Here is a 25,370-nt window from a genome sequence, read left to right as displayed (position 1 = left end):
GGCACCTGCCAGAGCACGGTGGTTCCGGCCTACAGCAGCGTGCCGTGCAGGATCATCGCGGCGATGCTGAAATAGATCACCAGGCCGGTCACGTCCACCAGGGTGGCCACGAACGGGGCCGAGGCGCTTGCGGGATCGAAGCCCAGCCGCTTGAGGATGAAGGGCAGCATCGAGCCGGACAGCGAACCGAAGGTAACGATGCCGACCAGCGCGGCACCGATGGTGATCGCCAGCAGGATCCAGTGCTCGCCGTAGTCGTGCAGGCCACCCAGCTGCCAGATGACGATGCGTACGATGGCCAGGCAACCGAGGATGGCGCCGAGCACCATGCCGGTGGGCACTTCGCGCAGGGCCACCTTCCACCAGTCGCGCAGGCGCAGTTCGCGCAGTGCCAGGCTGCGGATCAGCAGCGAGGTGGCCTGCGAGCCGGAGTTGCCGCCCGAACTCATGATCAGCGGAATGAACAGGGTCAGCACCACCGCGCGCGCCAGTTCATCCTCGTAGTGCTGCATCGCGCTGGCGGTCAGCATCTCACCCAGGAACAGCACGCTCAGCCAGCCGGCGCGCTTGCGCAGCATCTCGAAGAAGCCGATCTGCATGTACGGCTTGTCCAGTGCTTCCATGCCGCCGAACTTGTGCGCGTCTTCGGTGGACTCTTCGATCAGCGCGTCGAGCACGTCGTCTACGGTGACGATGCCAAGCATCTGCTGCTGCGCGTCGACCACCGGAATCGCCAGCAGATCGTGGCGGCGGATCAGCCGCGCCACTTCCTCCTGGTCCATCAGCGCATCCACCGTCACCGGCGGATTGACCTGGGCCACGTCCAGGATCGACTCCTCGGGCAGGCCGGTGATCAGCCGGCGCATGGTCACCACCTGTTGCAGCTGCTGGCTGGCCGGGTCCAGCACGTAGATCGCGTACACCGTCTCGCGGGTGCGCTCGACCTGGCGGATGTGCTGCAGTGTCTGCGCCACGGTCCAGCTGGCGGGTACCGCCACGTACTCGGTGGTCATCAGCGCGCCGGCGGTGTTCGGTGGGTAGCTGAGCAGCTTCTGGATGGCCTGGCGGGCATCGGTGCCGAGCAGCGGGATCAGCCGCGCGCGTTCTTCTTCATCCAGCTCGTGGACGATGTCGGTGGCGCGGTCGTCGGCCATCAGCCCCAGCAGGGCGGCGGCACGGGCCGGCGGCAGTGCCGCCACCAGCTCGCCACTGCGGTGCAGCTCCGGTGCTTCGAGCATCTTCACCGCGCGCGGCAAGGACAGCGCCGCCAGCGTTTCCGCAGCGCGCGTCAGTTCCAGCGTATTGAGGAATTCCACCGCGTCGGCGGTGTTGTAGTTCGCCAGGGGTGCGGCCAGTGCGGCGGCATCGGCCACCGGGCGCAGCAATTGCTTCTGGTTCATCGGATTGCCTTGTGGGGGTGCGACCTCGCGCAACGCCAACGCAGGCAAACCGTCCCGATGTCAGGCGGTGGCCATCACTGGCGTCGAACGAGGTCGACTTCTACTGTCGCTGGACATGGGTTGGGGACTCCGGGATGCGTGTGCTGGCAGACGCGCCGCCAGCGGCGGGCAGTCTGGACCCGGTGGCATTGCAGGTCAACCCGTGCCGCGCGGCGTGGCCCGGCCCCGCAGGTCGTTCTCGTGCCTGTACGGAGCGGCGCGCATAATGGAGGGGTGGCGCTCGCCACGCTTTTCCTACCCGAACGGACGCGCAGCGGCTTCCCGATGACCAGGTATTCCCATGCATAGCGGTGGTCTGGAACTGGCCCTGGTGCTGCTGCTGGCGGCGGTCATCGCCGTGCCGGTGTTCAAGAAATTCGGCTTCGGCGCGGTGCTGGGTTACCTGGCGGCCGGCGTGGTGCTGGGCCCGGACGGGTTGGGCTTCGTGCAGGACGCCGATCGCATTCTCGGCGCCGCCGAGATCGGCGTAGTGATGCTGCTGTTCGTGATCGGGCTGGAACTGTCGCCCGCACGCCTGAAGGTGATGCGGCGCTCGGTATTCGGTGCCGGTGCGGCGCAGGTGGCGCTGTCCGGGCTGGTGCTGGGCGGCCTGCTGCTGCTCGACCACTTCCAGTGGAAAAGCGCGCTGGTGGTGGGCGTGGCGCTGGCGCTGTCATCCACTGCGGTGGGCCTGCAGCTGCTGTCAGAGCACAAGGCGATCAACAGCGACCACGGCCGCCTGGGCTTTGCCATCCTGCTGTTCCAGGACCTGATCGCGATTCCGCTGCTGGCGGCCATCCCGCTGCTGGGCGGGGTCAAGAACGAGACCCTGCGCTGGGAAGATGCGGCCGTGGCGCTGGGTGCGCTGGCGGTGGTGATCCTGTGCGGGCGGCCGGTGCTGCGCAGGGTGTTCGGCATCATCGCGCGCACCCGCAGCCCGGAAGTATTCACTGCCACTGCCCTGCTGGTGGTGCTGGGCACCGCCTGGTTCATGCAGGAGGCCGGCCTCAGCCCCAGCCTGGGCGCGTTCCTGGCTGGCGTACTGCTGTCCGATTCGGAGTTCCGGCATGAGCTGGAAGCGCAGATCGAGCCGTTCAAGGGCCTGCTGCTGGGCCTGTTCTTCATTGCAGTTGGCATGGGCATCGACCTGGACCGCATCGTTGCCGAGCCGTGGCTGATCGCCGCCGGCGTGGCGATCCTGCTGGTGGTCAAGTTCAGCCTGCTGTACGTGATCGGGCGCATCGCAAAGCTCAGTTCACGGCACTCGCTGCTGCTGGGCAGCGTGCTGTGGCTGGGCGGCGAGTTCGCCTTCGTGGTGTTCAACGAAGCGCAGCGCGCGCACCTGCTGGGCAACGCCAACCATGACCGTCTGGTGGCGATCGTCGGCCTGTCGATGGCGATCACGCCACTGCTGATGATCGCGCTGCTCAAGCTGCTCGGCCAGGAGAAGGCGGCGCCGCGCGAGGCGGCCGAGGCCGACAAGGTGGCGCCGGACAACCGGCCGAAGGTGCTGATTGCCGGCATGGGCCGCTTCGGCCAGGTCATCGCGCGCCTGTTGACCGCGCAGAAGGTGCCGTTCGTGGCACTGGAAGCGAACCCGGATACCGTGGCCGACCTGCGCCGCTTCGGCAACCAGCTGTATTACGGCGACCCGACCCGGCCGGAGATGCTGCGCGCAGCCGGCGGCGAACACATCGATGTGTTCGTGATCACCGTGGATGACCCGGAGACCAACCTGCGTGCGGTGCGCATGGTGCGCCGGCTGTATCCGGACGCAAAGGTGCTGGCGCGCGCACGTAACCGCCAGCACGCGTGGCGCCTGATGGACATGTCGGCCGAGCCGTTCCGCGAAGTGTTCGGCACCAGCCTGGAAATGAGTGGCCGCGTGCTAACCGCGCTGGGCGTGGCGGCGGACGTGGCTGAACGCCACGTGCAGCGCTTCCGCGAGCACGACGAGCAGCTGCTGCGCGACCAGTACCTGGTCTACGACGACGAGGCCGCGGTGATCCAGACCTCGCGCGATGCACGCAACGACCTGATGCACCTGTTTGAAGCCGACGCGGAAAGCGACGGCGACAAGGAGCGGTGACAGCCAGCCGGTGTGCCGACCAACGGTCGGCACCCACCCGATGGATGGCGGACCCGGTAGTGCCGGCCGCTGGCCGGCAGCCTCTGGATCCCGGGAGGTTTCATGGGGTTGCCGGCCAGCGGCCGGCACTACCCACTGCAGATTCCGGCAGCACGGTGTTGGGGTCAGAGCTCTTTCCGCTGGAAAGGGATCCGACCCCGGCCTGATCAGCCGTTGTCGCGCAGGAACCGCGCCATCGACGAGACGCCCGGCACGCGCGGTTCGAACTCGCCGGCCACGTCGATGAAGCCACGCATCACCGCGATCTCGCGCGGGCTGCGGTTGAGGCTGTCGCGTACTTCCGGATCGGCACCGGCACGCAACAGGCGCTGCACCAGCAGCGGCAGTCCATGCAGAGCGGCCAGGTGCAGCGGGCCGAAGCCACGCGGATCACGCACCTCCAGGCTCACTTCCTCGTCCAGCAGGCGCTCCACCGCGGCCATCACGACCTGCTCGTCGCACGCGGTACCCGGTTCGGCGCGTGCGCCCAGCAGCAGCAGCAGCGGCGTGACCGAGCCCGCCGCAGCCTGGTCCGGTTCGGCACCGGCCAGCAGCAGGGTGTCGAGCAGGGCCAGCAGGCGCGAGCGGTCGCGGGCACTGAAGCCGTACAGCGCCGCGCAATGCAGCGGGCCCAGCTGCTGCGCGTCACCGGCATGCACGTCGGCACCAGCGGTGAGCAGGCGCGCGACGATGTCCGGCAGGCCCAGCGCCGAGGCCAGCATCAGCACGGTCACCCCGCCCGGCAGGCGGTGTTCCAGCTTGGCGCCGGCGTCGAGCAGGGCCGAAACGATGTCCACCTGGCGCATGCTGACCGCAGCCGACAGCGGCGTCGCGCCACTGGCAGCGGCGTGCTGCGGATCGGCACCACGTGCCAGCAGCAGGTCGGTCACCGCCAGATGGCCGCCACCGGCCGCACGCAGCAGCGCGGTGCAGCCCTGTGCATCGACCGCGTCGACGGCGAACCCGAGATCGATCAGGCGGCGCACCGCATCGACGTCACCGGCCATCGCAGCGGCCGGAAGGTCGGCCTCGCGCAGGGTGCGGCGCGGCAACGGCCACACCCGCCAGTCCAGCCAGTCGGCCAGATCACGACGACCGATCGACAGCGCCACGCCCAGCGGCGTCTGTCCGTCGGCCGCCCGTGCTTCCGGCGAGGCACCGTGCTGCACCAGCAGCTTCAGTGCGCCTTCGCGGGCCAGTGCGGTGGCCAGGTGCAAAGCGGTCATGCCGTGGCTGTCGCGCGCTTCGCGGTCGACCCCGGCTTTGAGCAGGGCCTGCTGCAGGCGCAGCCAGCCCAGACGCACCGCCAGCGACAACGGCGGATCGCCCGCCGGCGAAGCCGCGAACGGATCGGCGCCACGTTCCAGCAGTTCCAGCGCCAGCTGTTCCAAGCCACGGGCGGCCTGGTCGTGCTGCGCGCAGGCGGCAAGGAAGCGCGCCAGGCCACCGCGGCCGGCCGGTGACAGGCCACGCTGCAGCATCACCTGCAGCGCAGGCACTGCATCGATGCCACGCGACAGCAGCGCGAACATCGGCGTATCGGAGCAGGCGTCGCGCACATAGGGATCCGCACCGTGGGCCAGCAGCCAATCGACCGCGGCCGGCTCCAGCGCCAGTTCGGGGTCGAGCAGCAGCCCGCCCAGCTCTTCCGGCTGGCACAGCTTGGCCAGCGCGGCCATGCCGTCGGTGTTGCCGAAGCCCAGCGCCTCGCGCAGCAGGGTCAACGGCGGACGGTCCGGCAGCAGGCCGCTGGCCGTGGCCGCTTCGCCGCGCTCGGCCAGACCATCGCTGACCGCCGCCGGCAACGGATAGGACGGATCCAGCAGCGCCACGATCGCCCAGCGGCCGGCTTCGGCGGCGTAGTCCACCGCACGGCGGCCGACCGGATCGGTGGCATCGGCGGCAATGCCCAGATCGACCAGGCGCTTGATCAGCAGCGGCGAGACATCCTCGGCCATGACGGCCAGCTGCACCGCATTGCGGCCTTCGCCGTCCACCGCGACCAGGTCGGGCTTGTGCGGCAGCAGATGTTCCATCACACCGGCGCGGCCGGCGCGGGCCGCTTCCAGCCACGGCGTGCGACCGAGCGCGTCGCGCGCTTCCAGGTTGGCGCCAGCGCCCAGCAGCACGCCGATGATCTCGACGTGGCCGGCCAGTGCCGCCTCATGCAGCGCACTGCGGCGCTGGCGGTCACGGGCATCGGCCCGGGCCTTGTGCTTCAGCAGCAGCTGCACGCCGGCCGGATCATCGTCTTCGGTGGCGGCGGCGGCCAGCAGCACCGGCGTACCTTCGGCCGGTTCGCTGCGCGCACCGCGCTCCAGCAGGAAGCGGGCCAGGCGCCAGTTGCCGACCTGGCAGGCCACCGCAAGCGGCGACCATCCGTCACTGTTCAGCGCATCCACTTCGGCGGCGGCATCGCGCAGCAGCGCGGCCACGCCCGGGTCGGAACTGCGCGCGGCATGATGCAGCGGGGTGTTGCCATCGCTGTCGATGGCACGCGAGTCGGCGCCGTTGGCGAGCAGGGTCATCACCGCTTCCGGGCGGCCGTGCCAGCTGTCACGGGTGGCGGCCAGCAGCGGGGTCATGCCCCGGTGCGGCGCGTTCACGTCGACGCCTCGGGCGATCAATTCGCGCAGCAGGCGCAGGTCCGGCAGCACCGCGGCCAGCACCGCCAGGCTGCGCTGGTCGCGCCAGTTCGGGTCCGGCAGCGCATAGGGATCGGCGCCGGCCTGCAGCAGCTGCAGGCCACGGTCGATGCGGCCGTGGCGCGCGGCTTCATACAGCGCCGGAGTCAGCTCCTGCGGCGCCATCGCCTCAAGCGGCACGGTTTCGACCGCGGCGGAGAACATCGGTTCGTACTCGCTGCTGGTCGTGGCCAACGGGCTCGCACGCAGTGACACCAACGGCGCCGGCGCCACCCGTTGCAACAACAGGTGCAGCAGCGGCGACAGCACCAGCACTGCCAGTGCGGCGGGCCAACGCGCGCTTTCCGGCAGCAGGTCCGGCCAGGCCGGCAGTACCACCAGTGCCGCCAGGGCAATCACCAGCGCGGCCACACCGAGGCCGCGCCAGGCGGTCAGGTCGCGCCCGGCCAGTGCCTGCCAATGCTGGGCCAGGCTGCCATCAAGCCGTTCAACGTCGTTCCACAACGGCCAGGTACGCCAGGCCGCCAGCAGGCCTGCACTGACCAGCACGCTCAGGCCCAGCACTGCGGCCAGGCTGCCACTATCGCGCAGCGCCGCCAGCGGCCAGGCCAGCAGCAGCGCCAGCAGCAGCGGTGCGGCAGCCCACAGCGCCAACAGCGCGGGCAGGTCCTGCCGCGCGACCACCTTCAGTGGCAGCAGCGCGCGGCTGCGCCGCCACCAGGACACGCCCAGCGCGAACGCCGGTTGCGCCAGTGCGGCAAGGATGGCCCCCGGAATGCCGCCCACAGCGGCACCCAGCGCCAGCACGGCACCCACGGCAAAGGCGATCGACAGGACGCGTGGACGGGAGGCGTCAGTCATAGTGTCGCGGCATCAGGCTGGACACCGACGGCGGCACCTGCAGGTAGAAACCACGTTCGTTCATTTCGCTGCGGACCTTGTCCGGATCAGCCTGGGCCAGGCGGCGCCGGGCCTCCAGGGCCACGTCCAGGACGAAGGTGAGCGCCCCCAGCGAGGTGAGCAGCGGCGCGGGCAGCGCGCTGAAATCATCGCGTCGGGGGACGTAGACGTAGGTGTCTGGCTTGAGTTGGCTTTTATAGACGTAGGCGTGCATGTCCGCGGGACGATAACCCGGGAAGAGCCATGATTGTGTCGGAAAGCCGACACCGGGGAAAGCCGTCAGCCGACGATGGCGGCGTGATTGACGGCGTTTCCCCGACGGGATTCAGCAATGTGGCGGCGGCGTTCAGCCACACGCACCGTTGCCGGCTGCAGGATCACTCGCTCCAGCGGCGGAACACCAGGGAGGTGTTGATGCCGCCGAAAGCGAAATTGTTGCTCATCACATACTCGGCCTGGAGTTCGCGGCCCTGACGGGTGATGAAGTCCAGCTGGCCGCAGCGCGGATCGACCTCCACCAGGTTCAGGGTCGGGGCAAACCAGCCGGCACGCATCATCTCAATGCTCACCCAGGCCTCGAATGCACCGCAGGCGCCCAGCATGTGGCCGACGTAGCTCTTCAGCGAACTGATCGGCATCCGTGGGCCGAACACCTGCGCGGTGGCCTGGGTTTCGGCGATGTCGCCGTGATCGGTCGCGGTGCCGTGGGCGTTGACGTAGTCGATCTGCGCCGCATCCAGTCCGGCATCCTCCAGCGCCAGTCGCATGGCCTGGGCCATGGTGTCGGCACTGGGCTGGGTGACGTGCTGGCCGTCGCTGTTGGTGCCGTAGCCCACCACTTCGGCGAGGATGGTCGCGCCGCGAGACTGCGCGTGGCCCAGTTCCTCCAGGATCAGGGTGCAGGCGCCCTCGCCCAGCACCAGGCCGTCGCGGCCGGCATCGAAGGGACGTGGCGTCGACTGCGGGGCGTCGTTCTGCACGCTGGTCGCGAACAGGGTATCGAACACGGCAGCCGCGGCGGCGTCCAGCTGCTCGGCGCCGCCGGCCACCATCACCGTCTGCTTGCCGCTGCGGATCGCCTCATAGGCCGCGCCGACGCCCTGGCTGCCGGACGTACAGGCACTGGACGTGGTGTAGACGCGCCCGGACAGGCCGAAGAACACACCGATGTTGACCGGCGCGGTGTGGCTCATCATCTTCAGGTAGGTGGTGGCGCTGATGCCTTCGGTGGTGAACTCGTTGAGCATGCGGCCGAGTTCGCCGATGGCCTCATGGCTGCCGGAGGAGGAGCCATAGGCCACCCCGGTGCGCCCGCTACGCAGCACCGGATGATCAATCAGTCCAGCTTCGCACAGCGCGATTTCGGTGGCACGCACCGACATGATCGCCACCTTGCCCATCGAGCGGGTGCTTTTGCGGTTGTAGGTCGGCGGCAGCTCGAACGGCTTCGCCGGTGCGGCCAGTTTGGTGTTCAGCCCGGCATAGACATCCCACTCGGGCATTGCGCGCACAGCGTTGCGGCCGCTGCGCAGCTGCGCGTGGATGGTCGGCCAGTCGTGGCCAAGCGGACTGATGGCCGCGGCACCGGTCACCACCACGCGATGATCGGTGGCCATCAGAGCATGCCTCCGTTGACCGAAATCACCTGCCGGGTGATGTAGCCGGCCGGCTCGGACAGCAGGAAGGCCACCGTCGCCGCCACTTCATCGGGACGGCCGATGCGGCCGGCAGGAATCAGTTTCAGGGCATGCGCTACCACGTCCTCGCTGAGCATCTCCGTCTCGATCAGGCCCGGAGCCACGCAGTTGACCGTGATCTGGCGGCTGGCCAGCTCCAGTGCGAGGGCCTTGCTGGCGCCGATGATGCCGGCCTTGGCCGCACTGTAGTTGACCTGGCCACGGTTGCCGGCAATGCCGGACACCGACGACAGGGTGACGATGCGGCCTGGTTTGCGCCGCCGCACCATCGGCATGATCAACGGATGCAGCACGTTGTAGAAGCCATCCAGGTTGGTGTGGATGACCTGGTCCCAATCCTCCGACGACAACGCCGGGAAAGCGCCGTCACGGGCGATGCCCGCATTGCAGACCACGCCGTAATACGCGCCGTGCGCGTCCACGTCGGCCTCCAGCGCCGCGCGCGCGGCATCACGATTGGACACGTCGAAGGTGAGCACGCGCGCCTGCACGCCCAGTGCCTGGATCTCGGCCACAACGGCCTGTGCCTCCTCCACCCGGCTGCGGCAATGCACCGCCACGTCGAATCCATCGTGGGCAACACGTAGCGCAATGGCGCGGCCGATCCCCCGGCTGGCGCCCGTCACCAACACGCATCGATTCCCGGTCATGCCTGTCCACTCTCCAGATAGGCCTTCGCGTCGGCCGGTTCGTACACCGACACGTTGGCAACCGCCCATTCTTCCTCGCCCGCCAGGATCCGGCAGGCGAACAACCCCAGCCCATTGTCGCCCAGCAGTTCACGACGCGCCTGCACGCGCAGCCGGGAGCCACTGGGGAAACCACTACGCTGGCTGCTGTAGCGCCGGCTGCCCAGCAGGAACCCCAACTGCGGCGTGCTGCCGGCCGCGCGCGCGCGGCAACCTGCCCAGGCGGCAATTGCCTGTGCCATGTACTCAATGCCGATCCAGGCCGGCATTTCGCCGTCTTGGATGAACAAGCCCCTCGCGGGTACCACCAATTCGGCCTCGATGCTGTCCTGGTCCCATCGCAGTATCCGCTGCAGCAGGCACATGTCCTGGCGATGCGGCACCACCTCCTCGATCGCGTAGAGAGGATTCATCGGCGTTCCAGTGCCAACACCGCATTGCTGCCGCCGAAGGCAAACGAGTTGCTCAGTATCCGTCGCAGCGGCCGTGCCAGGCGGGTGCCCGGCGCCACCAGTGACAGTTCCGGCAGCGCCTCATCCACGGCGCCATCCCACCAGTGCGGTGGCAGCCGCTGCAGCGGGTTCTCGGCCAGCATCATCCAGCACAATGCCGCCTCGATCGCGCCGGAGGCGCCGAGCGTATGCCCGGTGAGCGGCTTGGTCGAGCTGGCCGGTACACCGGTACCGAGCACCTCCGAAACCGCCAGGCTTTCCATGGCATCGTTGTGGTCGGTGGCGGTGCCATGCAGGTTCACGTAATCGACATCAGTGGGCGACCAGCCAGCGCGCTTCAGTGCCTGTTGCAGCGCATCGATGGCGCCCTGGCCTTGCGGGTCGGGTGCGGACATGTGGTGGGCGTCGGACGATTCACCCCAGCCCGCAAGAACCACCGGACCGATCTCGCGGGTGAGCAGGAACAGCGCGGCTCCTTCCCCGATGTTGATGCCGGATCGATGCTGCGAGAACGGATTGCAGCGTAGCGTGGACACCGACTCAAGCGCGCTGAAACCCGCCACGGTAAAGCGGCACAGGGAATCGGAGCCGCCAGCGATGACCGCATCGACAACGCCGGCGCGCAACAGGCGCGCAGCCGACGCCAGGGCCTTGGCACTGGATGAACATGCCGTGGACAGCGTCCATGCCGGGCCCTGCGCACCACTGCGCAGCCGCACGAACTGCGCGGCGGCTCCCATTTCCTGCTGCTCGTAGTCGTAGTCCGCCGGCCAATGACCGTTGCTGGCGTGGGAGCACATGGCCCGCTCACCTTCACCAATTCCCGAAGTGCTGGTCCCCATCACCACAGCCACGCGCTCGGCGCCATAGCGGGCGATGGCCGCGGCCACCGCAGGCGCGATCTGCGCCAGCGCAACCGCCAGCAGCGCGTTGTTGCGCCCGCGCAGGGCCAGCGGGAGTTCGTCCAGCGACGGCAGCGGCGTGCACACCTCCCCCAGCGCCAGGGTCCGCCCCGGCAACAGGCTGTCGTTGTTGCTCAACCCACCCGGCACCTCGGCGAACATCGCCTCCGCCACCGCCGCGCGGCCATCACCCAGCGCGCAGACAATGCCCAGATCGTTGAGGAAAACGGCAGTGTCCATCAATCCTGTCCAGCCATATCGATCGATTCGATGCGCAGCGCGTAGCCCTCTGCTCGGTTGTCCAGCTGCAGGCTGCCGTCCTGCAGGCGCTGCAGCTGCAGCCACACCGTACCGTCGCGCGACAGACTGCGCTGGTGGCCGTCATCACCGACCTGCCAGCCAGCCGGCAGCACGGCGGCGATCGCGGCCGTCGGCCACAGCGCGAACTGCAGATCGTCCAGCACACGCTCCGCGCGAACCTGCGGCGGCAACCACGATGCACGTTGCTCGGTCAACTGCCGGCCATCCCAGCGCAGACGAACGCCGGTCTGGCCCATGGCCTGCACCGCCAGCTGCACCTGCTGCGCATCGGCTTCCAGCAGAGCGTCGAGATCACGTTCGTGGCGCCCGAAGCGGAAATGCAGCTGCTGCTGCAGCGCCAGTGGCGTCGGCAGGCTGGACGGGGCCAACCGCAGCGGCGGCAGCTCGACCTGCGGCCTCGGCATGCGCCCGGCGCAGGCGCACAGCAGCGCGCACAGCAGCAGCGCTGCAATGCTGCGCACGATCAGCTGCGGCACGCGGCCTCCAGCACAAGTGTACGGCAGCCGCTGTTGATGGAATTGTTCATGTAGCGCCCTTCCGGATACGGGTCGAGGGGGGGTAGATGATGTTCCCGAAGTGGTCGCCGCGCCAGCGTCCGGCTGTGGCGCACGCACTCCGATTCAGGACGGCGGCAATGCATGGGGTGACGGTCGGAACAATGGCGAGATCAGCCAGACCAGGCCGATGCCGAACAACAGCGTGAGGCCGAAGGCGCGCAGCGCCGGGGTCTGCGACAGCCCCAGAAGGCCGAACGACAGCCAAGTGCTGGCCGCGCCCACGCACACCGCCAGCCATGCGCTGGCATCGCCACGGTGCTCGATCAGGAAGATGCCGTAGTCGATGCCCATGCCGAGCAGCAGCATCAGCGCCAGTACGTTGAACAGCTGCAGCGGCTGGCCGAACAGGCCCAGCAAACCCAGGGTCAGCGCACCGGCAATGAGCGTCGGCGCGAATACTCGCCAGGCCTGGCGGCGGTAGCGCAGCCACAGCGCGCCGAACACCAGCACGATACCGACCAGCAGCAGCCCACCCATCAGCTTGCGGTAGTGACCCAGCAGCTGCGAGAAATCGGCGGTGCGGTCCACCCAGCGCACGCCCGGCAGGCCTTCGGCCGCGCCCTGCAGGGTGGCCAGCGCATCGGCACGCGACAGGTCATCGACCATCACCACGCTGATCATCTGCCCGCCCACGTCGCCCACCCACAGGTGGCGGAACGGCTGCGAGGCCGGCGAGGCCAGGAAGGCTTCGGCGGTGAGCGGTGCGTTCGCGAACTGCGGTCGCTGCAGCGGTTCACCGACCACCTCCGACACGGCAGACAGCACACCCGGTTCCACCTTCGCGGTCAGCCCGGCATCGGCCTGCTGGCGCGATGGCGACGGCAGCCAATCGCTGATCGCGCGGTAGCCACCAATGCGCTTGTCGTTGGCCAATACACGCAGGCGCTCGGTCAGTGCTTCCTCACGCTGCAACAGCTGCGCGGCATCCGCACCCTGCACCAGGTAGAACTGCGCCGGGCTGGGCATGCCCAGCAGCTGGCTGAGGCGGATCTGCTGTGCCATCAATGCCGGCGGCGAGGACTGCAGGCTGCGCAGGTCATCGTTGCTCTGCAGGCGGGCGATGCCGATAGCAGACAGCGCCAGCGTGATCACCACGAACAGCGTCACCGGACGGCGGCCATGCAGACGCGGGAAGCGCTCCAGCGTGCTGCCCAGCCACTGCGAGAAACGGGTCTGGCGGATCTCACCACCATCCAGCCACGGGAACCAGAAGATCACCGTCAGGAACGCGGCCGCCAGGCCGACCACCGAGAACAGCGCCATCTGGCGCAGCCCGGGGAACGGAGCCAGGCCCAGTGCCAGGTAGGCCAGCGCACTGGTCAGCAGCGCCAGCCACAGGCCAGGCAGCAGGTGCCGCAGCAGCTTCCAGCGGCGATCAGCCGGTTCGGCCTGCCGCGACGCAAACCAGTGGATGCCATAGTCCTCGGCCACGCCCACCAGCGATGCACCGAACACCAGGGTCAACACGTGCACGTTGCCGAACACCAGCACGGTCACCGCCAGCGCCACGCCACAGCCGATCAGCAGCGACGTGGCCACCAGCAGGATCGGCCGCAGCGAGCGGAACGCGAGCCACACCAGCAGCAGCACCGCCGCCAGCGAGCCCCAGCCGATGGTGTTGATCTCCCGGTTGGCCTGCACCGCCGCAGCTTCAGCATGCAGCGGCACGCCCGCATGCAGGATCTCCAGATCCGGAGCGGCCGCCTTCGCCGCCTGCCCGGCACGTTCCAGCAATCCATCCAGATGGCGCTCGCCATCGAGCTTGAACGCCGAACCCGGCGTATCGAACTGCAGTGCAGCCCAGTGCCTGCCTTCGGCGTCGAGCAGGCCATCATCGCCCAGCCGCAGGCCCGAGCCCTGCGCCTGCTGCTGCCACCACTGCGGCCACAGCGACAACGGGTCCTGTCGCCACTCGGTCAGGCGTGGGGCCCCCATCGGGCCATACAGCGCAGCCAGCGCCTGCTCGGCCAGCGCGCCCGGTTCGCCGCCCTGCAGCTGCTTGCGCTGGGCCGGGGTCAGCAGGCGGTTGCGGTACGGCGCGTAGAACGCGCGCGCCTCATCGAACCAGCCTTCGATCGAGCCGCTGGGCACCAGCAACGCGTGATCGGCGTCCTTGGCCATGGCCGCAGCAAACGCAGCCTGCGCACGCTTGGCGGCAGCGCCGTCCTTGCTGCCCAGCAGCACCACCACCTGCCGCGAACTGCCATCGGCGATGCGCCGGGTGACGTCGCTCAACAGACGGTCGTGCGCGTCCTGCGGCAACAGTGCGAGGATGTCGGTGTCGATCCGCGATTGCTGGCTCCACAGGTGCCACTGCTGCACGCCCAGCGCCAGCAGCAGCACCAGCCAGGCGATGCCCAGCCAATGCCACCAGCGCCGCAACCGGTCCGGTGCATTCAACGCAACGTCCTCACTCAAAGCGGCGCGCCTCGTCTGCGCTGAGCGCGGCCGGAGCCTCGCTGAGCGCGTCGAAATGGATCAGCGTGCGGTCTTTGCTGGCCTCGACGATCTCGACCTGGCGCACGTAACGGTCGCCCTGCAGGGTCAGCGACTGGAACGCCTTGGCCAGCATCGCTGACTTCGGCCTCAGCTGCAGCCGCCAGCCCTGCCCTTCACGGCTGACTGTCACGTTGAACGGGCCGGACAGCGCCTGCACGTCGCCACTCATCAGCGCGAACATGATCGCGTTCACCGAGCGCATCGCCGGCTGCTGCCGCGCATCGAGCTCGACGCGGGTGCTGCCGTCACGCTGGCGGCTCAGGATGCGGTCGGCAGTAACCACCACCTCGGAGGGAAACGGCTTCAGCGTGGTCCAGATCACGCCATGCTGGCGCGCGACCACGAACCGGCCCTGCGAGCGCAATGGATTCTTGAAGCCGCTGACCTGCTTTTCCTGCGTGAACTGGCCACGCAGTACGTCCGGCCGCGCCACCGCCTGGGTGATCGCGTCGATGGCCGGATCGGCGGCCTGCACCAGCGGTGCGGCCAGCAGCAACACCGCGCACAGCAGCGCTCGCGCGAAACGGTTGGCTCGGTTCATGGCACAGGCACTCCCAGGCGTTCCCACAGTACCGGCGGGCACTGGTACAGCATTTCCCTGCTGGCCGCGTCCACCGCCACCTGGATGGTCATTGCGCGGGTAAGCACCTGGCCGCTCTGCGCATCGAGGATTTCATAGTCAATCTTCAGCCGGTTCTCCCATTCCACGAGGCGTGCGACCACGCGCAGGGGCTGGTTGAACAGCAGCGGGCGCACATACTTCACCCGTGCGTCGACCACCGGCCAGAGGTAACCCGATTCGAGCATCTGCGGGTAGTCGTAGTTGTAACGACCCAGCAGTGCACAACGCGCGATCTCGAAGTACTTGAAGTAATGGCCATGCCAGACCACGTTCATCGGGTCGCAGTCATGGAAGGGCGGGGCCAACGCTACTTCGGCCATCCGTTCGATTGCTTCATTCACCGGCATACAGCTCCCAACGTTGCGCGCGGATCTCCACCAGCAGGTCCCGCAGTTCGCGATCCAGCGCGCGGTCTTCTTCGACCAGGGCGATGCGCTGCCCCAGGTCGGCGTACATGTTGGCCAGACTGCCATGCAGCTGCGCGTTCAGGCCAACCCGTTGGCGCAGCGCCAGGCCCTGGCGAGCGGCAATCAGCATTGCAGCGACTACCTGTTCGGTCAGCTCGATCACCCGCAGGCAGTCGCGCGCGGCGATCGTGCCCATGCTGACCTTGTCCTGGTTGTGGCATTCGGTGGAACGGGAGAACACGCTGGCCGGCATTGTCTGCTTCAGTGCTTCGGCAGTCCACGCCGAAACGCTGATCTGCAGTGCCTTCAGGCCATGATTGATGGCCGCACGCGGGCCGGTGGCGGCCGACAGGTTGGCCGGCAGTCCATGGCTGTAGCGCGCATCGACCACCAGCGCCAGCTGGCGGTCGAGCAGGTCGGCAACGTTGGCTACCGTGTTCTTCAGGGTATCCATCGCCAGCGCGATGTGGCCTCCGTAGAAGTGGCCACCGTGCAGGATGCGTTCGCCGTCGGCATCGATCAGCGGATTGTCGTTGGCGCTGTTCAGTTCGGTTTCGATCAGCTGGCGCAGGAACGGCAGGCTGTCTTCCAGCACGCCGATCACATGCGGCGCGCAGCGCAGCGAATAGCGGTCCTGAAGGCGCTGTTCATTGCGCGGCGGGCGCTCGCTGTGCAGGTCGCTGCGCAGGCGCGCGGCAATGCGCATCTGGCCCGGGTGCGGTTTGGCCGCGAACAGGTCTTCGTCGAAGTGGTGCGCGTTGCCGTCGCTGGCCAGCACATTGAAGGCGGTCAGGCGCGTGGCCATGCGTGCCAGATAGTCGGCGCGCTGCCAGGCCAGGCAGGCCAGGCCGGTCATCACCGCGGTGCCGTTCATGATCGCCAGGCCTTCCTTCGGCCGCAGCTTCAGTGGCGCCATGCCGATCTTCGCCAGCACGTCGGCCGCCGGCTGCACGCGGCCGTCGTGCAGCACCTCGCGCTCGCCACACAGCACCGCCGCCACGTAGGACAGTGGGGTCAGGTCACCGCTGGCACCGACCGAACCTTCGGCCGGAATCAGCGGCAGTACATCGTGCTGCAGCAGCGTAGCCAGCCCTTCGAGCAGCGGTACGCTGACACCGGACATGCCACGCACCAGCGACGCCAGGCGCGCGGCCAGCACCGCGCGGGTCTCGGCCGGGTCCAGGTAACGGCCCAGGCCGCAGCCATGGTAGGTGTACAGATGGTGCGGCAGCTCGGCTACCAGCGCCGGCGGGATGTTGACCGTGCACGAGTCGCCGTAGCCGGTGGTCACGCCGTAGATCACGCCGTCATCGCGCAGCAGGCGGTCGAGGAAGTCGGCACCGCGCTGGATGTGCGCACGGAACGTCGGCGCCTCGCTCAGTGCGGCTTCGCAACGGCGCTGAGCCAGGGCAACCACGTCTTCGATGGTCAAGGGTGCATCGCCAAAGCGGCACACGGGTACGGCGTCAGTCGTCATGCGGAGCCTGATCCCAGAAGGGAAAGAAATTGAACCAGTCCAGCGGCGACTGGATGACCTGGCGTTCGAGCCAACCCGCGTAGCGCTGCACCTGCCCGGACAGCGCGGCATCACGCGACCCGCGTGGCAGCACGATGCGATCGGCGAACGGCTCGAACACGACCCGGTAACCTTCGCCCTCATGCAGGCAGGCCATGGTGTAGACCGGGCAGCCCAGTGCAGCGGCCAGCACATAACCACCAATCGGGAACGGCGCACGCTGCCCGAGGAAATCGACGCTGATGCTGCGCCCGCCGCCGACCGGCGTGCGGTCGCCGACAATGGCCACGAAACCGCCGGCGGCGACCTTGTCGGCCAGCATCATTGCCGTGGCAGGCCCCATTTCGGTGACCTGCACAAGCTCCACCGCTGCCAGCGGATCCAGCCGGCGCAGCAGGCGGTTGAAGCGCTGCGCATGCGCGGTGTGCACCAGCACGGTGATGCGCAGGCCGGGAACCCGCTCGGCCAGCACCTGGCACAGTTCCAGGCAGCCGATGTGCGCGGTGAGGATCAGCCCGCCTTCGCGCTGCGCGATCCTTTCCAGCACCGGGGTGCGATGCAGGTGGATGCGTTCGGGCGGATAGCGCCCGCCGATGCCGAGGATCTTGTCCAGCATCGTGTCGGCAAACGCAAAGAAGTGGCGCAGGCTGTCGCGCCGGGTCGGCACCCGTCCCAGCACGCCGCTGTAGGCCTGCAGCCGCTGCAGATACTGCATCGAAGCCTCGCGGCCAACGCGGTTGCCCAGCCAGTGGCAGGCCACCACCGGCCACACGCACATGCGGAACGGCCAGCGCCCGAACCAGCGGTGCACCCAGTACAGGACCAGCACGCCGGCCACCGAGGTGGATTCACCGATATCGGCCCAGTGCGGGGCACCCTGCGGGGTCGCCATTTCAGCGCTGCCCTCGCAGGCGGCGGCGCAGCAGGCGCGGTGCGCGCCAGAGCATGCCGAAGAAAAGGCGGGTGTGCATGCGGGTGATGCGCACGTTGTCGCGCCACATGTCAAAGTGCGACACGCCATCGGAAGGATAGGTCACGCGCGTGGCCAGGTGCTCGACCGGCACCTGCCGCCAGTACAGGCGCACGATCACCTCGGTATCGAAATCCATGCGCCGGCCGATGGTCTCTTCGCCGATCAGGCGCAGAACCGGTGGCAACGGGTACACGCGGAAGCCGCACATGGTGTCGCGCAGGTGCAGCGACAGCGTATTGATCCAGACCCAGATGTGGGTGGCGTAGCGGCCGTACAGGCGCGCCTTCGGCACGCTGGCGTCGTAGGCCGGGATACCGCAGATCACCGCATCCGGATGCGCACGCGCCGCATCGATGAAGCGCGGCAGGTCTCCGGTGTCGTGCTGGCCATCGGCATCGATCTGCAGCACGTGGCTGTAGCCACGCGCGTGGGCCTCGGCGAAACCGGCCAGCATCGCCCCGCCCTTGCCCTGGTTGATGTCCAGGCGCAGCAGGTCGACCCCCTGACGCTGCGCCAGCGAGCGCAGCACTGCCGCACATGCGTCATGTGAGCCGTCGTCCACCAGCAGGCACGGAAGGCCGGATGCCAGCACGCCGTCGACCACCGCCGCGATCGCATGTTCGTGGTCGTAGACAGGAATAACCACCAATGGCGCGAACGCGGCTTTGGCAATGGAGGGATCAATCCGCATCGGCAAACACCACTTTTCCGCTCGAGTGCATCCCGTGGCTGGAGGTATAGCGGAAGGCCAGCACACTGCGCGCGGCATCCCAGTCCAGCTGCAGGGTCAGCACGTCACCCGGGCGGGCCACGTGCTGGAACTTCACCGCGTCCATGCGCAGGAAACCCGCCGGCATCGCGAACGCCTGGCGGCCGAAACGCACCGCCCAGTCCAACTGGGCCACACCGGGCAGGATAGCTGCCTGCGGGAAGTGGCCCTGGAACGGCCGCAGCGCCGGGTCGAGGGTCATGCGCAATGTCGCGCTGGATGCATCGCGGTGATCCCACTGCGGTACCGGCATCAGCGGCTGGAACAGTGCCGCCAGCGCTGCCTGGGTAACCTTGCCCTGCGCATTGAACGGCAGCGACGGGACCAGTCGCCAGCGACGTGGACGGCTCACTGCGTCGTGGCCGTTGGCCAGCCGCGCGCCCAGGCGCTGACCGAAAGCACGACGCGCCGCATCACCGCCGTCCAGCAGCGCGGGATCTGCCGGCACCAACACCGCTGCAAGCTGTTCGCGTTGGCCCGGCAGCACCAGCACGCGTGCATCCTCCACTTCGGTGTCTTCGCGCAGCGCACGTTCCAGCGCATCCAGCGAGACGCGCCGCTCTTCGATCTTGACGATGCGATCGGTTCGGCCCAGCAGGCGGAAGCGTCCGTCGGCCAGCGCTTCGACGCGGTCCTGGGTGCGCCACCAATCGGCGTTTTCCAGATGCGGCGATGCCACGGCCAGGCAATCGTCCTCGATCCGCCACTGCACGCCCGGCAGCGGTTGCCACGGCGGCAGATCGGTATCCCAGCGCCGCCAGGCAATGCCGCCGGTCTCGCTGCTGCCATAGACCTCGGTCGGGGCCACACCCAGCCACTGCCGTACCTGCCGGGCCGCCTCTTCCGGCAACGGCCCGCCAGAGGAGAACACCGCACGCAGGCGGCCGCGCAGGCTGGCCCAATCCAACTGTCCGGGCAGGCGTTTGAGGTGGGCCGGAGTCGCCACCAGCACCGTATCGGTACCGGACAGCGCCGCCACCAGATCTTCATGGAAGAACCGGCGTGGATGGATCAGGCGACCGGCCGCCAGCGGCCACAGCACGCGGAACAGCAGGCCGTAGATGTGCTGGTGCGAAACCGTACCATGCACCTCCACCCCCTCCAGCTGCGCGCCGAAGGCAGCCTGCAGCGCGTCGACTTCGCGCGCCAGCTGGTCCAGGCGCTTGCTGATCGCGCTGGGTTGGCCGGTGCTGCCGGAGGTGAACACGCACAGTTCGCAGGCGCGCTCGTCCAGCACCCGCAACGCGCCGTCCGCAGCTGCATCCACCGCCGCCAGCGGGCGGCAGTCGGCGGAGACATCGCCGGCAAAACCACTCACCTGTGACTGCAGGGCCTGCAGCGTGGCCGGCAGGTTGTCGGCAGCCAGGAACACCCGCTTGCCGGCATGCCAGGCACCGTACAGGGCTGCGGCGAAGGCCACGGCATCGTCGAAGTAGAGGGCCCAGTCCCGCCCCTCGGCAGCGGCAAAGGCCGAGCGCCACGCCAACACGCGCCGGCGGAACCCGGCGTGATCGAGCAGCACACCGTCGCAGACGCCGACCGGGCGTTGCGGCCGCGCATCCAGCAGCAGCCGGTCCAGGGCAATCCACTCAGCCATGCGTGTGCACCGCCCTGACCCGTTGCCGCACCAGCCACTCACCCGCAAACAGGATTCCCATCAACACGTACGCCAGCAATCCGTTGTAGAGCATCCAGACCCGGTCCGACGCATACAGCGCGGTAAGCAGGGCCAGGCTGCCGTTGAAGACGAAGAAGCCGCACCACACCTGGGTGACGCGACGGGTATAGGGCACCGCCGACGCCGGCAGGTCCGGCTCCTGCAACCGGGCCAGGCGCTCGACCACGGGAGGACCGAATCGAAGGCTGCCGGCAAACACGACCAGCATTACGGCATTGACCAGCGCCGGGTACAGCTTCAATGGCAGCGCCTGATTGAGTACCGTCGCCAGCACCGCGAGCAGGCCGGCACCCGCTGCCGCGCCCCACCACACCGGTTGGCGCGTGCCGAGTGCCCGCAGCAGGGCCAGTGCGAACAGCAGCAGCGACGACCAGCGCGGCTCGAAACGGCCCATCGCCAGATAGACCAGCAGCGGATAGGCCAACGAGATCGCAGCCACCGCCACCGTGCGTGCGCGTGCCATGGGAACGACGCCCGCGCTGCAGTCAGGCGGCCGCCTGGTCCGGCAGCAGGCCATGCGTCACATCGACGATGTCCTGCACCGTACGCACGGCCTTGAATGCTTCCGGCTGCAGGTTGCGACCCAGCAGCGGCTTGAGCTGGACGATCAGATCGACCGCATCGATGCTGTCGATGTCCAGATCGTCGTACAGGCGGGCCTGGGGCGTGACCCGGGCCAGTTCGATCTCGAAGCTGTCGGTGAGGATGGAAACGATGCGATCGAACAGTTCATTCTTGGTCATGGCAGTTCCTGGCACCGGTTACGACCGATGGGCGGCGACGAACTCGCCAAGCGCGCGCACGCTGGAAAAATGGCGGCGGGTCTCTTCCGAGTCGGATGACAGGCTCACACCGTACTTCTTCTGCAGCGCCAGGCCCAGTTCCAGCGCATCGATCGAATCCAGGCCAAGGCCCTCGACGAACAGCGGCGCAACCGGATCGATATCCTCCGGCGTGATGTCCTCCAGTGAAAGCGAGGAAATGATCAATACCTTGATCTCGTGCTCAAGTGCTTGCACGGGTGGGGTCTCCAGACAGGTCGAAGTAACGGGAAAGGTGCTCGGTGACGCGACGTGCCGCCAGGGCATTCCCTCCTGGCGAGTCGTCTTCGACCAGAAATGGCGAGATCGGGATATCTTCGCCGATCTGCAGCCGAACGTGAAAGCAACGTGAGGGAATACGATACCACTTCTGCCCTTTGGCCAGGGCTGGCGGCGTACAGGTGATCCGCACCGGCGTGATGTCCAGACGGCCGCGGACGGCGATGTTGGCGGCGCCGCGCTGCAGCCGCAGTGGCTGCCCGGGCACGCTGCGGGTGCCCTCCGGAAAGATGACCAGGCTGCCACCCGCACGGACCGCCTTCACGCAGTCATCGACCAGGCCGGGCCCATCGTCGTTGGCAATGTAGCCGGCGGCCCGCACCGCACCGCGCATGAACGGGTTGCTGGCCACCGCGCGCTTGACCACGCACTCCGCGTTGGGCAGCAGTGACACAAGGCAGACCACATCGATGAGCGTTGGATGGTTGGCCAACACCAACAGACCGTCGCGCTGCAGGCGTTCGCGCCCTTCGATCTCGCAGGTCATCACACCCAGGCTGCGCATCAGCCGCAGCTGGCCGGCAAAGGCGAGCTGGACCAGACGGCGGGCACGGCGGCGGCGCGCGAGTGGGTCGCGCATCAACAGCAGCAGCGGCATTACCACCGTTCCCAGCACCAGCCCGCCCAGGCCAAAAGCAAGAAAGCACAGCGCCGTGCCGAACACACGCCACGCATGATCGAGGCGGCGCAGCCTCTCAGCCACGGCGGCCCCAGGACCAGCGTTGTCCCTGCGTTACATGCTCAAGCGCCGGCATTCCCGACAACAGGAAGCGGTGCAGGTCCAGTGCGTGCGGCAGATGGCCCGGCACGCCCTCGGCGGCACTCGCCGGCTCCCAGCGCAATGACAGGGTCGGGCAGCCTTCGCGAGGCTGGGTGAGACGCCAGCACCATGCGAAGAACACGTCGGGTTCGTCGGCGAACGGCGCGTATATGCCCGGCAGGGGCGATTCGTACACCACCACACGCACCTCACGGGCGCCGTCGGCCAGCAGCCCGACCGCTTCCAGACAGGCGGCTTCTGCCGTGGCCTGGCCCGCGGCCAACGCCAGGTAGTTGCCCCGGTGACCGCGGGCAATCGAGTACAGCGCTGCAATGGCGTTGTGCACAGACAGCCCGAAGGTCGTGGGCGACATGGGTTCTCCGCTTGCCAGCGATGCCAGCAGATCCATCGAGCGCGCCACGTCGCCATGGCGGCTGGCGAACACCAGCGGCACCTGGCTGTCGGCACCCTGCGCGTCCTCGCACCAGCATGCGGCCTGGATCGCCATCCGGCCCAGCCGTTCGATACGCCGACGCTGCATCGCCGGGACTTCGGTGAGCGCTGGCGCGCCCTCGCCCACGGGCAGGAACGGCACATCGGCCCAGCGCAGCCATTGGCTGCGCTCGGTCAGGCCAGGCGCCCAGGCGGCCCAGTCGACGACGGAGAATTCAATCATCTAGCGGTGGTGTTTCACTGGGGGAACGATAGGCACGGGCCACTCAAGGCGACGCGCGGCTCCCCCTTCCTGCAGCCGTGCGTCCGTCCAGGACGTTGCCGGCTACCCCCTTGGCTGCCGGAAAGGAGCGCACGCTATCACGTCCAACGCAGGGAATGCAGTCTTCACAAACAACAACGCGGGAACTGCCAGCCGCAGTTCCCGCGCAGGATTCTCAGTGGTAGCCCGCGTCGGCGTGCACTTTGCCGCGGAATACCCGGTAGGACCACGCTGTATAGCCGAGGATGACTGGCAGCAATATGACCAGCCCAACCAGCGTGAAGCCCAGCGAAGACGCCGGCGCGGCGGCCTGCCACAGCGTCATCGACGGCGGCAGCAGGTACGGCCACATGCCCAGCACCAGGCCAAGGAAGCCGAGCACGAACAGGGCCAGGCTGAGCAGGAACGGCGGCAGGTCGCGGCGCGGGTGAGTGGCACTGCGCCACAGCGCGGCAGCCACCGCCAGGGTCAGCAGCGGCACCGGCGACAGCCACCAGAAATTGCCATCGCTGAACCAGCGTTCCATCAGGCGCGAATCGAGGAACGGCAACCAGCTGCTGACCAGGCCCATCGCCGCGATCACCGCCACCACCAGTGGCCGGGTCATCTGCCGCGCCAGCGCTTGCACGCGCCCTTCGGTCTTCAGGATGAGCCACGTGCTGCCGAGCAGCGCGTAACCAGCCACCAGTGCAGCACCGGTCAGCATCGCGAAGGGGCTGAACCAGGCAAACGCGCCGCCCTGGTAGACACCATCCACCAGCGGAATGCCCTGCACCAGGGTGCCCAGGATCACGCCTTGGGCGAAGGTCGCCAGCAGCGAACCGAGGCCGAACGCCACACTCCACAGTCGGCGCGAACGATGCGCCTTGAAACGGAATTCGAACGCCACGCCGCGGAACACCAGCGCCACCACCAGCAGCAGCACCGGCAGGTACAGCGCCGACAGCAGCACCGCATACGCCTTGGGGAAGGCCGCCAGCAGGCCGGCACCGCCCAGCACCAGCCAGGTCTCGTTGCCGTCCCAGATCGGCGCGGCAGTGTTCATCATCAGGTCCAGCTGTTCCTCGTCCTCGGCGAACGGGGCGAGGATGCCGATGCCGAGCACGAAGCCGTCCAGCACCACGTACATCAGCACGCCGAAGCCGATCACCGCGAACCACGCCACCGGCAGCCAGGTCATCAGGTCCATGTCAGTGCTCCTCCAGCGGTTCGTCGGCGGCCGACAACGGACGTGCCGGGGTATGGCTGCCATGGTCCAGCGACGGCCCCTCGGCATACGGCTGCGGCCCATGGCGCAGGATCTTCACCAGGTACCAGATGCCCCAGCCAAATACGAATGCGTAGCCGACCACGTAGACACCCAGCGACAGCGCGGTCATCCACGCGCTCTGTGGGCCGACCGCATCAGCGGTGCGCAGAACGCCATAGACCACCCACGGCTGGCGCCCCATTTCGGTGACGAACCAGCCCGACAGCAGCGCGATGAAGCCGCTCGGCAGCATCCAGTTCCAGCCGCGCAGCAGCCACGGCGAGTCCAGCAGCTTCTTCCGCCAGAGCTGGAAGGCCGAGACCCAGGCCAGCAACAGCATCAACGTACCCAGCCCGACCATGATGCGGAAGGCGAAGAACACCGGCGTCACCGGCGGGCGCTCGTTGGCCGGCACCGAGGTGAGCGGATCGAAGGTGCCGTCCAGGCTGTGGGTGAGGATCACGCTGCCCAGCTTCGGAATGGCCACTTCGAAGTCGTTGCGCTCTTCCTTCTCGTTCGGCAGCGCGAACACCACCAGCGGCACGCCCTCGCCTTCCTTGGTTTCATGCCAGTGCGCCTCCATCGCCGCGATCTTCATCGGCTGATGCTTGAGCGTGTTCAGGCCATGCATGTCGCCGACGAAAATCTGCACCGGTACGGTCAGCGCCGCGAACGCCACCGCCGCGATCAGCATGCGCCGACCCGCTTCCACGTGCGTGCCCTTGCGCAGGTACCACGCGCCGACGCCACCAATCACGAAACAAGTAGTGATGAACGAGCCCAGCGCCATGTGGGCCAGGCGGTACGGGAACGAGGGGTTGAACACCACCTGCCACCAGTCCACCGGATGCACGATGCCATTGACCATCTCGTAGCCGGCCGGGGTATGCAGCCAGCTGTTGGACGACAGGATCCAGAACGTGGAGAACAGCGTGCCCAGCGCCACCATGCAGGTGGACAGGAAATGCAGGCGCGGCGAGACCCGGCCCCAGCCGAACATCATCACGCCGAGGAAGCTGGCTTCCAGGAAGAAGGCGGTCAGCACTTCATAGGTCAGCAGCGGGCCGATGACCGTGCCAGCGACCTCGCTCAGCCTCGGCCAGTTGGTGCCGAACTGGAAGGCCATGACGATGCCGCTGACCACGCCCATGCCGAACGACACCGCGAAGATCTTCTGCCAGAAGAAGTACAGCTCACGCCAGACCGGCAGCTTCGTGCGCAGCCAGCGCCATTCGATGAAGGCCAGCCAGCTGGCCGTACCGATGGTGAAGGCCGGGAACAGTACGTGGAAACTGATAACGAATCCGAACTGGATCCGCGACAACAACAACGCGTCCAAGGGACGCCTCCTG

Annotated in this window: 23 protein-coding genes; 1 reads left to right on the top strand and 22 read right to left on the bottom strand. The window is 68.0% G+C overall.

All coding sequences use genetic code 11. The annotated features are described in order from the left end of the window. Positions 1-29: 29 nt before the first annotated feature. Positions 30-1,400: a magnesium transporter gene (mgtE, locus tag AC13GA_RS11180; protein WP_136639698.1), complete on the bottom strand. Its 1,371-nt coding sequence runs from the start codon at positions 1,398-1,400 to the stop codon at positions 30-32. A 340-nt stretch (positions 1,401-1,740) separates the two neighbouring features. Here mgtE and AC13GA_RS11175 point away from each other — a divergent pair, with 340 nt between their 5' ends. Beyond that, positions 1,741-3,528 (top strand): monovalent cation:proton antiporter-2 (CPA2) family protein, encoded by a 1,788-nt coding sequence (locus AC13GA_RS11175; protein WP_046983490.1) that lies wholly within the window; start codon positions 1,741-1,743, stop codon positions 3,526-3,528. Between the two features lie 206 nt (positions 3,529-3,734). Here the strand turns inward: AC13GA_RS11175 and AC13GA_RS11170 are convergent, their stop codons facing one another. The 21 genes from AC13GA_RS11170 to AC13GA_RS11070 form a co-directional block, all read right to left on the bottom strand. Continuing rightward, positions 3,735-7,073 (bottom strand): ankyrin repeat domain-containing protein, encoded by a 3,339-nt coding sequence (locus tag AC13GA_RS11170; protein WP_430766642.1) that lies wholly within the window; start codon positions 7,071-7,073, stop codon positions 3,735-3,737. Beyond that, on the bottom strand, positions 7,066-7,326 hold the full coding sequence (locus tag AC13GA_RS11165; RefSeq protein WP_012512459.1) for a YcgL domain-containing protein: 261 nt from the start codon (positions 7,324-7,326) through the stop codon (positions 7,066-7,068). Before AC13GA_RS11165 ends, AC13GA_RS11170 begins: the two co-directional genes overlap by 8 nt. Before the next feature lie 163 nt (positions 7,327-7,489). Beyond that, entirely contained in the window at positions 7,490-8,728 is a 1,239-nt protein-coding gene (locus tag AC13GA_RS11160; protein WP_430766641.1) for a beta-ketoacyl-ACP synthase, read from the bottom strand. Then, a complete protein-coding gene (locus AC13GA_RS11155) occupies positions 8,728-9,459 on the bottom strand; it encodes a 3-ketoacyl-ACP reductase FabG2 (protein WP_046983487.1) in 732 nt (243 codons plus the stop codon). The genes AC13GA_RS11160 and AC13GA_RS11155 overlap by 1 nt, the downstream gene beginning before the upstream one ends. Next, on the bottom strand, positions 9,456-9,911 hold the full coding sequence (locus AC13GA_RS11150) for a hotdog family protein (protein WP_295378158.1): 456 nt from the start codon (positions 9,909-9,911) through the stop codon (positions 9,456-9,458). The genes AC13GA_RS11155 and AC13GA_RS11150 overlap by 4 nt, the downstream gene beginning before the upstream one ends. Beyond that, positions 9,908-11,092 (bottom strand): beta-ketoacyl-ACP synthase, encoded by a 1,185-nt coding sequence (locus AC13GA_RS11145; protein ID WP_482998134.1) that lies wholly within the window; start codon positions 11,090-11,092, stop codon positions 9,908-9,910. Before AC13GA_RS11145 ends, AC13GA_RS11150 begins: the two co-directional genes overlap by 4 nt. Further along, positions 11,092-11,577 (bottom strand): DUF3261 domain-containing protein, encoded by a 486-nt coding sequence (locus AC13GA_RS11140; protein ID WP_258011311.1) that lies wholly within the window; start codon positions 11,575-11,577, stop codon positions 11,092-11,094. Before AC13GA_RS11140 ends, AC13GA_RS11145 begins: the two co-directional genes overlap by 1 nt. A 216-nt stretch (positions 11,578-11,793) precedes the next feature. Then, positions 11,794-14,148, bottom strand: coding sequence for an MMPL family transporter (locus tag AC13GA_RS11135; RefSeq protein ID WP_482998133.1), 2,355 nt, complete (start codon positions 14,146-14,148; stop codon positions 11,794-11,796). Then, positions 14,141-14,770: an outer membrane lipoprotein carrier protein LolA gene (locus AC13GA_RS11130; protein WP_253078583.1), complete on the bottom strand. Its 630-nt coding sequence runs from the start codon at positions 14,768-14,770 to the stop codon at positions 14,141-14,143. Before AC13GA_RS11130 ends, AC13GA_RS11135 begins: the two co-directional genes overlap by 8 nt. Further along, on the bottom strand, positions 14,767-15,198 hold the full coding sequence (locus AC13GA_RS11125) for an acyl-CoA thioesterase (RefSeq protein ID WP_295378148.1): 432 nt from the start codon (positions 15,196-15,198) through the stop codon (positions 14,767-14,769). The genes AC13GA_RS11130 and AC13GA_RS11125 overlap by 4 nt, the downstream gene beginning before the upstream one ends. Then, positions 15,185-16,735 carry an HAL/PAL/TAL family ammonia-lyase gene (locus AC13GA_RS11120; RefSeq protein WP_482998132.1) on the bottom strand — a complete coding sequence of 517 codons (1,551 nt, stop codon included), beginning with the start codon at positions 16,733-16,735 and terminating at the stop codon, positions 15,185-15,187. Before AC13GA_RS11120 ends, AC13GA_RS11125 begins: the two co-directional genes overlap by 14 nt. Continuing rightward, positions 16,725-17,666: a lysophospholipid acyltransferase family protein gene (locus tag AC13GA_RS11115; protein WP_046983480.1), complete on the bottom strand. Its 942-nt coding sequence runs from the start codon at positions 17,664-17,666 to the stop codon at positions 16,725-16,727. Before AC13GA_RS11115 ends, AC13GA_RS11120 begins: the two co-directional genes overlap by 11 nt. 1 nt (position 17,667) lies before the next feature. Further along, positions 17,668-18,438 (bottom strand): glycosyltransferase family 2 protein, encoded by a 771-nt coding sequence (locus AC13GA_RS11110; RefSeq protein WP_482998131.1) that lies wholly within the window; start codon positions 18,436-18,438, stop codon positions 17,668-17,670. Beyond that, complete coding sequence (locus tag AC13GA_RS11105; protein ID WP_482998130.1) at positions 18,428-20,113, bottom strand: ApeI family dehydratase; 1,686 nt, start codon at positions 20,111-20,113, stop codon at positions 18,428-18,430. Before AC13GA_RS11105 ends, AC13GA_RS11110 begins: the two co-directional genes overlap by 11 nt. Next, complete coding sequence (locus tag AC13GA_RS11100; protein WP_046983477.1) at positions 20,106-20,657, bottom strand: COG4648 family protein; 552 nt, start codon at positions 20,655-20,657, stop codon at positions 20,106-20,108. Before AC13GA_RS11100 ends, AC13GA_RS11105 begins: the two co-directional genes overlap by 8 nt. Before the next feature lie 22 nt (positions 20,658-20,679). Next, positions 20,680-20,937, bottom strand: coding sequence for an acyl carrier protein (locus AC13GA_RS11095; RefSeq protein ID WP_482998129.1), 258 nt, complete (start codon positions 20,935-20,937; stop codon positions 20,680-20,682). An 18-nt stretch (positions 20,938-20,955) separates the two neighbouring features. Next, a complete protein-coding gene (locus AC13GA_RS11090) occupies positions 20,956-21,213 on the bottom strand; it encodes a phosphopantetheine-binding protein (protein ID WP_046983475.1) in 258 nt (85 codons plus the stop codon). Further along, positions 21,200-21,997, bottom strand: coding sequence for a 1-acyl-sn-glycerol-3-phosphate acyltransferase (locus AC13GA_RS11085; RefSeq protein WP_046983474.1), 798 nt, complete (start codon positions 21,995-21,997; stop codon positions 21,200-21,202). Before AC13GA_RS11085 ends, AC13GA_RS11090 begins: the two co-directional genes overlap by 14 nt. Next, positions 21,990-22,730 carry a beta-ketoacyl synthase chain length factor gene (locus AC13GA_RS11080; RefSeq protein WP_046983473.1) on the bottom strand — a complete coding sequence of 247 codons (741 nt, stop codon included), beginning with the start codon at positions 22,728-22,730 and terminating at the stop codon, positions 21,990-21,992. Before AC13GA_RS11080 ends, AC13GA_RS11085 begins: the two co-directional genes overlap by 8 nt. A 214-nt stretch (positions 22,731-22,944) precedes the next feature. Continuing rightward, the gene (gene cydB, locus AC13GA_RS11075; protein ID WP_046983472.1) at positions 22,945-23,958 is read right to left on the bottom strand and encodes a cytochrome d ubiquinol oxidase subunit II; all 1,014 of its coding nucleotides are present in this window, start codon (positions 23,956-23,958) and stop codon (positions 22,945-22,947) included. Between the two features lies 1 nt (position 23,959). Further along, entirely contained in the window at positions 23,960-25,357 is a 1,398-nt protein-coding gene (locus AC13GA_RS11070) for a cytochrome ubiquinol oxidase subunit I (RefSeq protein ID WP_482998128.1), read from the bottom strand. Positions 25,358-25,370 lie beyond the last annotated feature (13 nt).

It is taken from the genome of Stenotrophomonas sp. 22DLJC03 (assembly GCF_056861405.1).
The sequence above is the reverse complement of the archived record's forward strand: the minus strand, read 5'-3'. Positions and strand labels throughout refer to the sequence as shown.